Genomic DNA, 14004 nt, shown 5'->3' with positions numbered 1-14004 from the left:
GGCACCTTGGTGATCTGGTTTTTCGTGATGTTCGACCTGGTCGACGGGGCCATGGCGCGGGAAAGCGGTGGCGGCAGCCGCTTCGGTGCCGTGCTGGATGCCACCTGCGACCGCATCAGCGACGGCGCGGTGTTCTGCGGGCTGGCGTGGTGGGCGGCGTTCGGCTTGCACAGCCCGTCGCTGGTGGTGGCGACGTTGATCTGCCTGGTCACGTCACAGGTCATCTCCTACATCAAGGCCCGCGCCGAGGCAAGCGGGCTGCGCGGTGACGGCGGCTTCATCGAGCGGCCGGAACGGTTGATCATCGTGCTCGTCGGGGCGGGATTGTCGGACCTGCCGGTGTTCCCGCTGCCGTGGGCGCTGCCCGTGGCGATGTGGCTGCTGGCCGCGGCAAGCATGATCACCTGTGCTCAGCGGTTGCACACCGTGCGGCATTCGCCCGGCGCGGCCGATCCGATGCCCCCGGCCGGCGAGCAGGGTCACAATCAGCCGGGGAAGAGCGAGCCGTGATCTCTGTCCCGTCGGGCCTGAAACTGCCTGGGGTCAGCGGTCTTTCGCTGGGTCGCCGGATGACCGACTGGGGTTATGCGACCGGGTGGATGATGGTGCGTGCGATGCCGGAATTCGCCGCGCGCAACGTCTTTGACGCCGGAGCGCTTTACGCCTCCCGCAACGGCGGCCCGCCCCAACTGCGTAAGAACCTGGCGCGCGTCATCGGTGTTCCGCCGAAAGACGTGCCCGGCAGCTTGATGCGGGCGTCGCTGGCCTCCTACGCCCGTTATTGGCGGGAGACATTCCGGTTGCCGACGATGGATCACTACGCGGTGGGCCAAGAGATCGCCAAAACGGCTCTGGGCCAGGAACATATCGATGCAGCGCTGGCTGCCGGCCGCGGTGCGGTGATGGCGTTGCCGCACAGCGGCAACTGGGACATGGCCGGGGTATGGCTGGTCCAGACCCACGGCAAATTCACCACCGTCGCCGAGCGGCTCAAACCTGAGTCGCTGTACCGGCGGTTCATCGGCTACCGGGAGAGCCTGGGCTTCGAGGTGATCCCACTGTCCGGCGGCGAGCAGCCCCCCTTCGAGTTACTCAGCGAACGCCTGCAGGACAACAAACTTGTGTGTCTGATGGCCGAGCGCGACCTGACCCGCAGCGGCATCGAGGTCGATTTCTTCGGCGAACCGACCAGGATGCCGGCCGGACCGGCGAAGCTGGCGATCAAAACCGGGGCGCCGCTGCTGCCGGTGCATTGCTGGTATGAGCCCGACGCCAGCCGATTGGAGATTCACCCGTCGCTGGATTGCACGAGTCGCGACGTCGGCGTCATCACCCAGGCGCTGGCGGACGTCTTCGCCCGCAACATCGCCGAGCATCCCGCCGACTGGCATATGCTGCAGCCGCAGTGGCTGGCGGATCTGTCCGATGAGCGACGGGCCGGAACGGCCCGAGGAGGAGTCGGGCAATGGGACTAGACGAGCGACGGGCCCGATTGGCGGGGGCTTGATGCGAATCGGCATGGTGTGTCCGTACTCGTTCGATGTCCCGGGCGGGGTGCAGTCGCATGTGTTGCAGCTCGCCGAGGTGATGCGCGCCCGCGGTCAGAACGTCAGCGTGCTGGCGCCCTCGTCGCCGCATGTGTCGCTGCCCGAGTACGTCGTCTCCGCAGGCAGGGCCGTCCCGATTCCCTACAACGGTTCGGTGGCGCGGCTGCAATTCAGCCCAGCCGTACACGGCAAGGTGAGGCGCTGGCTGGCCGAAGGCGACTTCGACGTGCTGCATCTGCATGAGCCGAATGCGCCCAGCCTGTCGATGTGGGCCCTGCGGGTGGCCGAGGGGCCGATCGTGGCGACCTTTCACACGTCGACAACCAAATCGCTGACGCTAGCGGTCTTCCAGGGTGTGCTGCGGCCCTGGCACGAGAAGATTGTCGGCCGCATCGCGGTGTCCGATTTGGCCCGGCGCTGGCAGATGGAAGCGCTGGGATCGGACGCGGTGGAGATTCCCAACGGTGTCAACGTGGCCTCGTTCGCCGCAGCGCCACTCCTCGACGGGTATCCGCGGCCCGGCAAGACGGTGCTGTTCCTGGGCCGCTACGACGAACCCCGCAAGGGCATGGCCGTGCTGATCGACGCGCTGCCCAGCCTGGTCGAGCACTTCCCAGGCGTCCAGGTGCTGATCGTGGGCCGCGGCGACGAAGACGAACTGCGCAGCAAAGCCGGCGGATTGGCGGGCCATCTGCGTTTCCTGGGCCAAGTTGACGACGCCGTCAAGGCGTCGGCGTTACGCAGTGTCGACGTCTACTGTGCGCCGCACACCGGCGGGGAGAGTTTCGGCATCGTCCTGGTCGAGGCAATGGCCGCCGGTACCCCGGTGGTGGCCAGCGATCTGCACGCGTTCCGGCAGGTGCTGCGTAATGGCGATGCGGGCCGACTGGTGCCGGTCGAAGACGGCGCTGCGCTCGCCGACGGCCTGGTCGCGGTATTGGAGAACGATCGGTTGGCGCAACGCTACATCGCCGCAGGCGCCGACGCGGTGCGCCGCTATGACTGGTCGGTGGTGGCCAACCAGATCATGCGGGTCTACGAGACGGTCGCCGCGTCCGGCGCCAAGGTGCAGGTGGCGAGCTGATGACCGGGACGATCGTGCTGGTCATCGCGCTGGCTGTGCTGGTGGCGGTGCTGGTCGCGTTCGGCGCCTGGGGGTATCAGACGGCCAATCGGCTGGACCGGCTGCACGTGCGCTATGACCTGTCCTGGCAGGCCCTTGACGGCGCGCTGGCCCGGCGCGCGGTGGTGGCCCGCGCCGTCGCGGCGAACGCCTACGGCGGTGCTGCGCACAGCAAGCAGTTGGTCGCGTTGGCCGATGCCGCGGAGCGTGCCCCTCGGCAGGCCCGCGAGGCTTGTGAAAACCAGCTGTCGGCGGCGCTCGCGACGGTCGATCCGGCGTCGGTGCCGACCGGGCTGATCGCCGAGTTGGCCGACGCCGAAGCGCGGGTGCTGTTGGCCCGCAGATTCCACAACGATGCAGTCCGGGACACGCTGGCGCTGCGCGAGCGGAGTCTGGTTCGGCAGCTGCGGCTGGGCGGAACAGCTGCGCTGCCAAGCTATTTCGAGATTGCCGAGCGGTCGCAGCCGATGCGGTATGGTGATCAGCCGGCGGCAGGCCGGCGCACGTCGGCGCGGGTGGTGCTGCTCGACGAATCCGGCGCGGTGCTGCTGTTGTGCGGGTCCGACCCGGCAGCGTCGTCAGGCACTGCGCCGCGGTGGTGGTTCACCGTGGGCGGTCAGGTCGGCGACGGTGAGTCGTTGGCCGAGGCCGCCACCCGTGAGCTGGCCGAGGAGACCGGTTTGCATGCCGATCCCGCTGACATGATCGGCCCGATCTGGCGCCGCGACGCGGTGTTCGACTTCAACGGCGCGGCGATCGACAGCGAGGAGTTCTTCTTCGTCTACCGGACCCGGCGGTTCGAGCCGTCCGCCGTCGGGCGGACCGAGCTGGAGAGCCGCTACATCCACTGCCACCGCTGGTGTGACACTGCCGACATCGCCGAACTGGCGGCGGCCGGCGAGACGGTGTACCCGCTGCAGCTGTCCGAACTGCTCGCCGAGGCGATCGCGCTGGCCGCGGCTCCGGATCGGGCTCGTCAGCTTCAGTCCATCCGCTGAGGCGCGTAAATACCGTTTGCCCTCCGCCACTAGACTCGGGCCCATGGATACCGCGTCAAACGGCAGCCCGCAGACCGGAACGGCGCGGGTCAAGCGCGGGATGGCCGAGATGCTCAAGGGCGGCGTCATCATGGACGTCGTCACGCCCGAGCAGGCCCGCATCGCCGAAGGCGCCGGCGCCGTCGCGGTGATGGCGCTGGAACGGGTGCCCGCCGATATCCGCGCTCAGGGCGGCGTCTCGCGGATGAGCGACCCGGACATGATCGAGGGCATCATCTCCGCAGTCACCGTCCCGGTGATGGCCAAGGCCCGCATCGGGCATTTCGTCGAGGCGCAGATCCTGCAGAGCCTGGGTGTGGACTACATCGACGAATCCGAAGTGCTCACCCCGGCTGACTACACCCACCACATCGACAAGTGGAAGTTCACCGTGCCGTTCGTCTGCGGCGCAACCGATCTCGGTGAGGCGCTGCGGCGCATCAACGAGGGCGCTGCGATGATTCGGTCGAAGGGCGAAGCGGGCACCGGCGACGTCTCCAACGCGACCACCCACATGCGGGCCATCGGCGGTGAGATCCGCCGGCTGACGTCATTGTCCGACGACGAGTTGTACTTTGCGGCAAAGGAACTCGCGGCGCCCTACGACCTCGTCGTGGAGGTGGCGCGGGCCGGTAAGCTGCCGGTCACGCTGTTCACCGCCGGTGGCATCGCGACTCCGGCTGACGCCGCGATGATGATGCAACTCGGCGCCGAAGGCGTTTTCGTCGGCTCGGGCATCTTCAAATCCGGCGACCCGGCCCAGCGCGCCGCGGCGATCGTCAAGGCCACCACCTTCTACGACGACCCCGATGTGCTGGCCCGGGTGTCGCGGGGGCTCGGCGAGCCGATGGTCGGCATCAATGTGGAGGAGATCGCCACGCCGCATCGCCTGGCCGAACGCGGCTGGTGACCACGGCGATGAGCGCTTGCGCGAAGAGCAGACGGTCATAGCGTGTCGATCGAGAAGATCCTTGACCTCGAGCAACTCGAGGTCAACATCTACCGCGGTAGCGTGTTCAGCCCGGAATCGGGTTACTTTCAGCGCACCTTCGGCGGTCATGTGGCCGGCCAGTCGCTGGTGTCGGCGGTGCGCACCGTCGACCCGCAGTTCCTCGTGCATTCGCTGCACGGGTACTTTCTACGACCGGGAGATGCCAAGGCGCCCACTGTTTTTCTGGTCGAACGCACGCGCGACGGCGGCTCGTTTTGCACCAGGCGGGTCAACGCCATCCAGCACGGCGAAACCATTTTCTCCATGTCGGCGTCGTTCCAGACCGATCAGGAGGGCATCCACCATCAGGATGTGATGCCGTCGGCGCCGCCACCGGACGATCTGCCGGGGCTGAAGTCGATGAAGGTGTTCGACGACGCCGGGTTTGCGCAGTTCGCGGAGTGGGACATCCGCATCGTGCCGCGCGATTTGCTGGAGCTGGTGCCGGGGAAGGCTTCGCAGCAGCAGGTGTGGTTCCGCCATCGCGATCCGCTGCCTGATGACCCAGTGCTGCACATCTGCGCGCTGGCCTACATGAGCGATCTCACCCTGCTGGGCTCGGCGCAGGTGACACACCTCGACGAGCGCTCGCATCTGCAGGTGGCGTCGCTGGACCATGCGATGTGGTTCATGCGGGTCTTCCGGGCCGACGAGTGGTTGCTCTATGACCAGTCCTCGCCGTCGGCGTGCGGTGGTCGCGCGCTGTGCCAGGGGAAGATCTTCAACCAGTACGGCGAGATGGTCGCGGCCGTCATGCAGGAGGGCCTGACCCGCTTCGCGCGCGGATACCGGCCTGCGGGGCAGTGAACGCGGTACGCATCGGGGTGTTAGCACTGCAGGGCGACACCCGCGAACACCTGGCGGCGCTGCGCGATTCCGGAGTTTCGGCGGTGCCGGTGCGACGTCGCGACGAACTCGACGCCGTCGACGCGCTGGTCATCCCCGGCGGCGAGTCCACCACGATGAGCCATCTGCTGCGCGAACTTGACCTGCTGGAGCCGCTGCGCAAGCGGCTCGCCGACGGGCTTCCGGCCTACGGGGCCTGTGCCGGCATGATCCTGTTGGCCAGTGAGATTCTGGACGCCGGTGCGGGTGGCCGCGAGGCAGTTCCGCTGGGCGGCATCGATATGACCGTGCGGCGCAACGCTTTTGGACGTCAGGTCGACTCGTTCGAAGGCGATGTCGAGTTCACCGGCTTCGACAAGCCGGTGCACGCGGTGTTCATCCGCGCGCCGTGGGTGGAGCGGGTCGGTGAGGGTGTGCAGGTGTTGGCCCGGGCCGCCGGGCACGCCGTCGCGGTGCGGCAGGGTGGGGTGCTTGCCACGGCGTTTCACCCGGAGATGACGGGGGATCGACGTATTCACCGATTGTTCGTCGACATCGTTACTGGCGAGGCGTGACGGAGTGTGTGGTCAGCCGGCGGCGGGCAGCACCCATCGAACGCCGCCGACTAGGGCGCGTCCGCCGCAGCAGGAGCATCAGTAGCAGGTGCCGGGCCGCATCGTCACCATTTCACCGATAGTGCACGTAGCACCGTCGGAGCACACAAAAAGGTTTGAGGCGAGGCGTTGCGGTGTAAAAGATAGCCACCGTTTCCGGCTCAGAAAGGTCAACGATGAAGCGAACTGGAGCCGCGGCCATCGCGATCGCCGCGCTGTTGCTCAGCGGTTGCTCCGCCTCACAGATCATCAACACGGGTGGCGACACCAAATGCAAGGACTTCAAGACGCAGGACGAAAAGAAGCAGGACTCCGAAATCAGTGCAATGCTCAAGGACAAGAGCGGCAATGAACCCAACAACCTGGAGGTCTCGGCAACACGCGCGTCGGCGTTGATTTACTGCCAAACGATCGGCACACCAGACAGCAAGATCTCCGACGCGCCGCACGGCTGAAATCTGTTGACAACCAGCAAGTTCGACAAACTCTGCCCGGATGCATTGGTTGCCAGGGGTGGTGGGCGGGTGACCGATGCCTTGCCCGACGCGCGGCCGTGGTGGTCGACCCGGTGGCGGTGGGTCGAGCCGGGAAGGGGTGACGTTTCAGCCGTCACCTGAGTCACAGGGGAGACCTGGGGCTGGTTTTGCCCGCCTTCGAGCGATTTCGTGTGACTCTTGGGGATGGTGAGGCAGCCGGGGTGGAAGGGAGCTGCTGCATAGTCGGTGGCTGCTGCCCACGTAGACTCGTTGGGCGAACTTTGGGAGCGACAGAAGAGGTAGTACACCGATGAGCGGCCATTCCAAATGGGCCACCACCAAGCACAAGAAGGCCGTCGTCGACGCGCGCCGCGGCAAGATGTTCGCCCGGCTGATCAAGAACATCGAGGTCGCGGCCCGTGTCGGCGGCGGTGACCCCGGGGGCAACCCGACGCTGTATGACGCGATCCAGAAGGCCAAGAAGAACTCGGTGCCCAACGACAACATCGAGAAGGCACGTAAGCGCGGCGCCGGCGAGGAAGCCGGCGGTGCTGAATATCAGACCATTACCTACGAGGGCTACGCGCCCAACGGTGTGGCGGTGTTGATCGAGTGCCTGACCGACAATCGCAACCGCGCCGCCAGCGAGGTGCGGGTGGCGATGACGCGCAACGGCGGCGCGATGGCCGATCCGGGGTCGGTCGCCTATCTGTTCTCACGTAAAGGCGTGGTGACGCTGGATAAGGACGGCCTGACTGAGGACGACGTGCTCACCGCGGTGCTGGACGCCGGCGCCGAGGACGTCAATGACCTGGGCGACAGCTTCGAGGTGATCTCGGAGCCCAGCGACTTGGTAGCGGTGCGAACCGCGTTGCAGGACAACGGGATTGACTACGAGTCCGCCGAAGCCGGCTTTCAGCCGTCGGTGAGCGTGCCGGTCGACGTCGAGGGCGCCCGCAAGGTGTTCAAGCTGGTCGACGCGCTGGAGGAGAGCGACGACGTGCAGAACGTCTACACCAACGTCGACGTCTCCGACGAGGTGCTCGCCGCCCTCGACGAGGAGTAACTCAGCCAGAGCTAGTCGTAGCCGTGGCGCATGTCCTGGACAATGCGCGGATGTTCCAGCGTTGACGGTTGGAGCACGCGGGGCCCCACGTCGGGGGAGAAGATGCTGGCTGCGTCGAGCACCGACTGGTTGAGGAAGCGCAGCAGCGGAGCGTTGGGTGGCACCGTCGGTCGCGGCGCCGTGTCACCGTGGCGGGCAAGGACAAAGCCCCAGTCGCCGAAAGTGGGGACATTCACGTGGTAGGGCGTGACCACGTAGCCGGCGGCCTCGACGGTGGATACCGTGCGCCAGAACGCGATTGGGGTCGAATAGGGGCTGCCCGCCTGCACCACCATCAGCCCGCCGGGTGCCAGCGCACGCGAGACCAGCGCATAGAACTCGGTCGAATAGAGCCGGCCCAGCACCGGAGTATCCGGGTCGGGAAGGTCGACGATCACCGCGTCGAACGACCCCGAGTGCGGGCCACGCAGCCAGGTCATCGCATCGTCGGTGACGATGTCGACGCGTGGATTGTCCAGCGAGCCGTTGTTGACGGAACGCATTGTGGTGCGGGCCAATTCGATGACGTCCGGGTCGAGCTCCACTTGCACGATCTTCGCGACACCGGGCTGGCGCACCAGTTCGCGGGCGGCCAGGCCATCGCCGCCGCCCAGCACCAGCACCGACCGCGCTCCTGAACCGAGCGCAGGATAGACCAAGCTTTCGGTGTAGCGGTACTCGTCGCGGCTGGAGAATTGCAAACCGCCGTCGAGGTAGAGGCGCATGTCGTTGCCACGACGGGTCACCACGATCTCCTGATACGCCGAATGGCGGTAGGCGATGATCGGGTCGGCGTAGAGCCGCTGGCGGCTGGTCGTCTCGATGTCGGCAGCACGCACCAGAAGCGTGGCCAGCAGTGCCAGCGCTGCGGCCAGCGCGCACAACGCCGTGATCAGCTGGCGGGCGCTAACCACTTGTCGCAGCAGGAAAATCGAGACGATCGCTGCGGCGACCAGGTTGATGATGCCGGTGGCGGCCGCGCCGCGGATCATGCCCAGGTGCGGCAGCAGCACGAACGGCCAAACCAGCCCGCCGATCAGCGCGCCCAGGTAGTCGGCGGCGGTGAGGTTGGCCAACGTCCGCCCGGTGTCTGTGGCTGGGTCTTCTGAGGCGACTCGCCTCTGCTGCAGCAGCGTCATCAGCAGCGGTACCTCCGCGCCGACCAGGCCGCCGATGAGCGCGGTGCCCACCGCGAGCACCAACAACGATCCGCCGATGAACGAGAACATCACGTACAGGGCCGCCGCAGACAATCCGCCGATGATGCCCAGCAGCGCCTCGACGGCGATGAAGGTGATCGCTGCCCGTGCCAGCAGCGGCCTGACCAGTAGGGCGCCGGCGCCCAGCGCGGCGATGTAGCCGGCGACAATCAGCGATGTGGCGACGATGCCGCCCCCGTTGAGGCTGGCCGACAACGTCAGCAGCGCAAGTTCGTAAATGATGCCGCATGCCGCGCATGCCGCGACCGCGGCCAGCAGCACCGCCCGCCAGCGCGCGGAAGACTCCGCAAACGACGTCATGACACCGCGGCGGCGGTCACCCCTCCTACGGCCAGCAGCATCACGGCCGTGGCGAACGCCGCCGGATGCAGCTCTGGCTCGTCGACGTGCTCATGGAAGTTGCCCGGTATCACAAAGTGGAGTGTCAGCAGCGCGATCCCCTGCAGGACAACGCCGATCAGCCCGTATACCGCCACGCCCACCAGCCCCTGACCCAGCTGGCTATAGCTGTTGGCGATGGCGGTGATGATCACGGTGGCCAGCGCGACATACATCGCGCAGGCCAGCACGACGGCGTTGGGGCGGCGATCGACGAACACCATCTGGCGCAGCTTCCCCGGGGTGAGCACGTCGACCATGATGAAGCCGAGGACCAAAACGGCCATGCCGACCACGAAGTACAAGATGGTGGCGAGCAGGCCTTTGAGGACCGGGTTGAGGTCGATGGTTCCCAACTCGAGGGCCAAGTACATGACTTCTCCTTTTCGCTCCTACGCGTATTGTGTCCGCTGAGGTGTCATTTGGTCCCGCCCGGGCCACCCGAGCTGCCTCCGGCGCCGCCCGAGGGAGCTCCCGGGTAAAAGCCAGGACCGAGAAAGATGAACGCGCCGTGGCTGTAGCCGGCGGCCAGGTCTTCGACTCGGACGCTGCACGGGTGCGGGCCGTCCGGGCCGACCGACACGATTGCGTCGTCGTAACGCAGATACTGGGTGCCCGCGCTGGAGGCACGCGCTGCCGGGCTTTGATAGCCGGCGAGGGTGTCGGCCACTTTTGCGGGCGATCCCTCGCAGAGATACCGCGTCCCGTCTGCGTCATGGGAGTATTCGCGGTAGTGGGAGGCAACAAACGAGCGAATATTCTTGTTTTGCAACGATATTCCGAATATTAGGCTGGTAAAGGACGTGACGGCCAGCGCAAGGGCCACCACGAACAGACGGTTGCGGCTCATGGGCACCACCGGCTGGCGGTGTAGACGATGGTGCCGCCGGACGCCGCGGGGTAAAGGTGCCAGGTCTGCCAGCGCCAGCCGGCGCCGTCGGGCTCGGCCGCTAGCGCCGTCAGCGCGGCGTCATCGCCGGGGAAAGTTCCCCCGAGCCAACCGGTTTCACGTGCGCAACGTTCGCGCAGGCGGTGGGCGAGTCGGCGGAAACTTGGCTCGTCGCGGATATCGATGCGGGATTCGAGGTGGTAGCCCGGTGCCTCAGTGCGCTCGGGCAACTTGCCGTCGAGGTCACACGAAACCTGTTCCGAGAAATGACAATTCGCGTGCTCTACGGTGATGACATGCGACGCGCCGAGGACGCCGAGCACGAGCGCGCCGCCGTCGGGGTGGCTTAGTCGGTAGGTGGCCAATGGGGGAGAGGCGGGCGCGTTGAGCGCCAGTCCAAGTCCCGCTCCGCTGACATCGGCCGGTGACACGGCCAGCTGATGGAGCGGCACCGATGTGGTCCTACGCCGTGGCCGGCGGCGCAGGGTAGACGGTGAGCTCGCCGGTCAGCACGGTCTTGCCGGTGGAAACCTCCCATGGCATGTCCGGCGCCCAGCGTTCGAAGGACAGCAGCGCGGTCTCGTCGGCGTTGGCGTAGTCGACGAAGTCCATGTCGCCGCCCGCCGGCAGACCCGTTGTGCCCTCGGTGGTGTATCCGGCGTGACCATGCTCCGACTCCCGGTAGGTCACCCCGTCGACCACATGCTCGCCACCAGGTTCGAGCTGAAGGTCTTTGCGGCTGACCCACATCGCCAATTTCAGCCGGCCGTCGTCGTCTTCGACGCTGAACCAGATCGGCTGCTCGCCGCCTTCCAACAGGTGCTCCCACCACACGAACGGACCCTCGCGGTAGGTGACCGAGCCGCGGACCACGTAGTCGATGCCGCCGTGACTGACGATCGCGCCGGGGCCGAGTTGCCGCGGGCCGAATTGAGGCGCCGCCGCGGCGAACTTGAGTGGATCTTGGCGGGCGCCCCGCGGTTCTTTAGGACGCCGCAACGCCGCCACGAAAACCACAATCGCCGCGATGAAGAGCACCGCGGCGAGCACGAGCAGTGCTGTCCCCATGGGTAGGCCTTTCGGATGACCGCACCGCGGTTGATCGATGGTGCGGTTCAAGGTAACAGCTTTTGCTGTCCCGGACAGGCGCTCAGCGCTGCGGTGCGGAGGTTAGGCAGGGAAGCGCCCAAGTCATCCATTCATTTCATTTCGGGTTTGGCGCGTTCGGGTCCGACGCTGCTGGCCGGACTGTTTGGTGTGCTGCTGGGCGAGGTGAGTGCGCGGAATGAGTTTTCGGTGTTTATCGACGACGCGAATCGCCAGTGAGACGCACGAAGGTATGTGAGAGAAAACTCCATTTTGTTCAGGTCAACGAGCAGCTCACCGTGACCCCAGCAGGCCGCGGACGACAACTAGCGCCGGCAAGAAATGGTTATTCCAGAAACCAGAAAGGGTCGCTAATCATGTTCGGGATGAAGCTGACGCACGAGCCATGAGCTCGAACGGACCGCGTGTCCTACCGGCCGGTGTCGGTCCCGCCCGTTAAGGTATCGAACAGCTGTTCGGCCTAGCTGAGGGAGCTTGACGTGCGCGTGATGGGCGTCGACCCGGGACTCACCCGCTGCGGCCTGTCGGTCGTCGAAAGCGGTCGCGGCCGTCAGATCCTCGCGCTGGACGTCGACGTCGTGCGGACTCCGGCCGACGAGCCGGTGCCGCGCCGGCTACTGGCCATCAGCGACGCCGTCGAGCATTGGTTGGACACGCATCATCCCGACGTCATCGCGATCGAGCGGGTGTTCTCCCAGCAGAACGTCTCGACTGTGATGGGTACCGCGCAGGCCGGCGGGGTGATCGCGCTGGCGGCCGCCAAACGCGACATCGACGTGCACTTTCACACCCCCAGCGAGGTCAAGGCCGCGGTCACCGGCAACGGCGGTGCCGGCAAGGCGCAGGTCACCGCCATGGTCACCAGAATCCTTGGGCTGCAAGCCAAACCGACACCCGCCGACGCCGCCGACGCGTTGGCGTTGGCGATCTGTCACTGCTGGCGTGCGCCGATGCTCGCCCGGATGGCCGAGGCCGAAGCTAAGGTCGCAGAGCAGCGCCGGAAGTTCGCCGCGAAAGTCAGGGCCGCGACGTGATCGCCTCGGTGCGCGGCGAGGTGCTCGACGTGGCTCTGGATCATGTGGTGATCGAGGCGGCCGGGGTGGGCTACAAGCTGATGGCCACCCCGTCGACGCTTGCAACGCTGCGCCGGGGCAGCGAAGCCCGGCTGATCACCGCGATGATCGTCCGGGAAGACTCGATGACGCTCTACGGTTTCCCCGACGCTGATGCCCGCGACCTGTTCCTGACGTTGCTGGGGGTCTCCGGCGTCGGGCCCAAGATCGCGCTGGCCACCCTGGCGGTGTACGACGCGCGGGCGCTGCGCCAAGCGCTCGCCGACGGCGACGTCGCCGCGCTGACCCGGGTGCCGGGCATCGGCAAGCGCGGCGCCGAGCGGATGGTGCTCGAGTTGCGCGACAAGATCGGGGCGGTGGGCACCAGCGCCGCGGCGACGTCGGTCAACGGTCACGTCGTTCGGGGTCCGGTGATCGAAGCCCTTGTGGGACTTGGCTTTGCGGCCAAGCAAGCCGAGGAGGCCACCGAAAAGGTGCTGGCCAACGAACCAGAGGCCACCACGTCGACTGCATTGCGGTCAGCGCTGTCGCTGCTGGGGAAGACGAAGTGAGCAGATTCGAGGAGTTTGACGACGGGGACGTCGAGGACCGGGAGGTCAGCGCCGCCCTGACCGTCGGCGAAGGCGACATCGACGCAAGCCTGCGGCCACGCTCGCTACGGGAGTTCATCGGCCAGCCGCGGGTGCGCGAGCAGCTGCAGCTGGTCATCGAGGGCGCCAAAAACCGCGGCGGCACACCGGATCACATCCTGTTGTCCGGCCCGCCGGGTCTGGGCAAGACGTCGCTGGCGATGATCATCGCCGCCGAACTCGGGTCGTCGCTGCGGGTGACGTCGGGGCCGGCACTGGAACGCGCCGGCGACTTGGCGGCGATGCTGTCCAACCTCGTCGAGCATGACGTGCTGTTCATCGACGAGATTCACCGCATCGCCCGGGCCGCCGAGGAGATGCTCTACCTGGCCATGGAGGACTTTCGCGTCGACGTGGTCGTCGGCAAAGGCCCTGGCGCGACGTCGATTCCGCTGGATGTGGCGCCGTTCACCCTGGTCGGCGCTACCACCCGATCCGGCGCGTTGACCGGGCCGCTGCGCGACCGGTTCGGGTTCACCGCGCACATGGATTTCTACGAGCCCGCCGAGCTGGAGCGGGTGCTGGCGCGCTCCGCCGGGATTCTGGGCATCGAATTGGGCGCTGAGGCCGGCGCGGAGATCGCCCGCCGCTCGCGGGGCACCCCGCGCATCGCCAACCGGTTGCTGCGCCGGGTCCGCGACTTTGCCGAGGTGCGCGCCGACGGGGTCATCACCCGCGATGTCGCCAAGTCCGCGTTGGAGGTCTACGACGTCGACGAGCTCGGCCTGGACCGCCTGGACCGGGCGGTGCTCTCGGCGCTGACCCGCAGCTTCGGTGGCGGCCCGGTGGGCGTGTCGACGCTGGCGGTGGCGGTCGGGGAGGAGGCCACCACGGTTGAGGAGGTCTGCGAGCCGTTTCTGGTGCGGGCCGGCATGATCGCGCGCACGCCGCGTGGCCGGGTCGCAACCCCGCAGGCGTGGACTCACTTGGGGCTGGTGCCGCCGGCGAGGGCCGCTAGTTTGGGCCAACAGGGACTATTCGAGTAGGACA

At 66.9% G+C, this 14004-nt stretch carries 18 protein-coding genes; 13 read left to right on the top strand and 5 right to left on the bottom strand.

What is annotated here, in order from left to right; genetic code table 11:
* The 9 genes from pgsA to VEI45_RS15765 all read left to right on the top strand — a co-directional run.
* A partial coding sequence (pgsA, locus tag VEI45_RS15805) for a phosphatidylinositol phosphate synthase (protein ID WP_324854807.1) occupies window positions 1–510 on the top strand: 510 nt, incomplete at its 5' end.
* Window positions 511–569: 59 nt separating this feature from the next.
* Window positions 570–1475 carry a phosphatidylinositol mannoside acyltransferase gene (locus VEI45_RS15800; RefSeq protein WP_414687497.1) on the top strand — a complete coding sequence of 302 codons (906 nt, stop codon included), beginning with the start codon at window positions 570–572 and terminating at the stop codon, window positions 1473–1475.
* 31 nt (window positions 1476–1506) lie between these two features.
* Window positions 1507–2631, top strand: coding sequence for a glycosyltransferase family 4 protein (locus VEI45_RS15795; RefSeq protein WP_324854811.1), 1125 nt, complete (start codon window positions 1507–1509; stop codon window positions 2629–2631).
* Entirely contained in the window at window positions 2631–3668 is a 1038-nt protein-coding gene (locus VEI45_RS15790; RefSeq protein ID WP_324854803.1) for an NUDIX hydrolase, read from the top strand. Before VEI45_RS15795 ends, VEI45_RS15790 begins: the two co-directional genes overlap by 1 nt.
* Window positions 3669–3711: 43 nt before the next feature.
* Window positions 3712–4617 (top strand): pyridoxal 5'-phosphate synthase lyase subunit PdxS, encoded by a 906-nt coding sequence (pdxS, locus tag VEI45_RS15785; RefSeq protein ID WP_324854802.1) that lies wholly within the window; start codon window positions 3712–3714, stop codon window positions 4615–4617.
* A gap of 42 nt (window positions 4618–4659) precedes the next feature.
* Window positions 4660–5505 carry an acyl-CoA thioesterase II gene (gene tesB / locus VEI45_RS15780; RefSeq protein WP_324854800.1) on the top strand — a complete coding sequence of 282 codons (846 nt, stop codon included), beginning with the start codon at window positions 4660–4662 and terminating at the stop codon, window positions 5503–5505.
* Entirely contained in the window at window positions 5502–6098 is a 597-nt protein-coding gene (gene pdxT / locus VEI45_RS15775; RefSeq protein ID WP_324854799.1) for a pyridoxal 5'-phosphate synthase glutaminase subunit PdxT, read from the top strand. Before tesB ends, pdxT begins: the two co-directional genes overlap by 4 nt.
* Before the next feature lie 215 nt (window positions 6099–6313).
* Window positions 6314–6592, top strand: a complete 279-nt coding sequence (locus VEI45_RS15770) for a hypothetical protein (RefSeq protein ID WP_324854798.1) — start codon at window positions 6314–6316, stop codon at window positions 6590–6592.
* Window positions 6593–6923: 331 nt separating this feature from the next.
* Window positions 6924–7679 (top strand): YebC/PmpR family DNA-binding transcriptional regulator, encoded by a 756-nt coding sequence (locus tag VEI45_RS15765; protein ID WP_324854796.1) that lies wholly within the window; start codon window positions 6924–6926, stop codon window positions 7677–7679.
* Between the two features lie 11 nt (window positions 7680–7690).
* On the opposite strand, the gene VEI45_RS15760 is transcribed toward VEI45_RS15765, so the two are convergent.
* Genes VEI45_RS15760 through VEI45_RS15740 form a run of 5 tightly spaced genes read right to left on the bottom strand, consistent with a single transcriptional unit; the run spans window position 7691 to window position 11273 of the window.
* On the bottom strand, window positions 7691–9238 hold the full coding sequence (locus tag VEI45_RS15760; protein ID WP_324854793.1) for a polyamine aminopropyltransferase: 1548 nt from the start codon (window positions 9236–9238) through the stop codon (window positions 7691–7693).
* A complete protein-coding gene (locus VEI45_RS15755; RefSeq protein WP_324854791.1) occupies window positions 9235–9690 on the bottom strand; it encodes a DUF350 domain-containing protein in 456 nt (151 codons plus the stop codon). The genes VEI45_RS15760 and VEI45_RS15755 overlap by 4 nt, the downstream gene beginning before the upstream one ends.
* 44 nt (window positions 9691–9734) lie before the next feature.
* Entirely contained in the window at window positions 9735–10166 is a 432-nt protein-coding gene (locus VEI45_RS15750) for a DUF4247 domain-containing protein (RefSeq protein WP_324854789.1), read from the bottom strand.
* Entirely contained in the window at window positions 10163–10657 is a 495-nt protein-coding gene (locus VEI45_RS15745; protein ID WP_324854787.1) for a DUF2617 family protein, read from the bottom strand. The genes VEI45_RS15750 and VEI45_RS15745 overlap by 4 nt, the downstream gene beginning before the upstream one ends.
* Window positions 10658–10667: 10 nt before the next feature.
* Window positions 10668–11273, bottom strand: a complete 606-nt coding sequence (locus tag VEI45_RS15740) for a DUF4178 domain-containing protein (RefSeq protein ID WP_324854786.1) — start codon at window positions 11271–11273, stop codon at window positions 10668–10670.
* Between the two features lie 15 nt (window positions 11274–11288).
* Here VEI45_RS15740 and VEI45_RS15735 point away from each other — a divergent pair, with 15 nt between their 5' ends.
* From VEI45_RS15735 to ruvB, 4 genes are all read left to right on the top strand, one after another.
* Window positions 11289–11531, top strand: coding sequence for a hypothetical protein (locus VEI45_RS15735; protein WP_324854784.1), 243 nt, complete (start codon window positions 11289–11291; stop codon window positions 11529–11531).
* 260 nt (window positions 11532–11791) lie between these two features.
* Entirely contained in the window at window positions 11792–12346 is a 555-nt protein-coding gene (ruvC, locus tag VEI45_RS15730; protein ID WP_324854782.1) for a crossover junction endodeoxyribonuclease RuvC, read from the top strand.
* Complete coding sequence (gene ruvA, locus VEI45_RS15725; protein ID WP_324854780.1) at window positions 12343–12936, top strand: Holliday junction branch migration protein RuvA; 594 nt, start codon at window positions 12343–12345, stop codon at window positions 12934–12936. Before ruvC ends, ruvA begins: the two co-directional genes overlap by 4 nt.
* Entirely contained in the window at window positions 12933–14000 is a 1068-nt protein-coding gene (gene ruvB / locus VEI45_RS15720) for a Holliday junction branch migration DNA helicase RuvB (protein WP_324854778.1), read from the top strand. The genes ruvA and ruvB overlap by 4 nt, the downstream gene beginning before the upstream one ends.
* Window positions 14001–14004 lie beyond the last annotated feature (4 nt).

The sequence above is a fragment of the Mycobacterium sp. genome (assembly GCF_035623875.1).
GTDB lineage: Bacteria > Actinomycetota > Actinomycetes > Mycobacteriales > Mycobacteriaceae > Mycobacterium.
The sequence above is the reverse complement of the archived record's forward strand: the minus strand, read 5'-3'. Positions and strand labels throughout refer to the sequence as shown.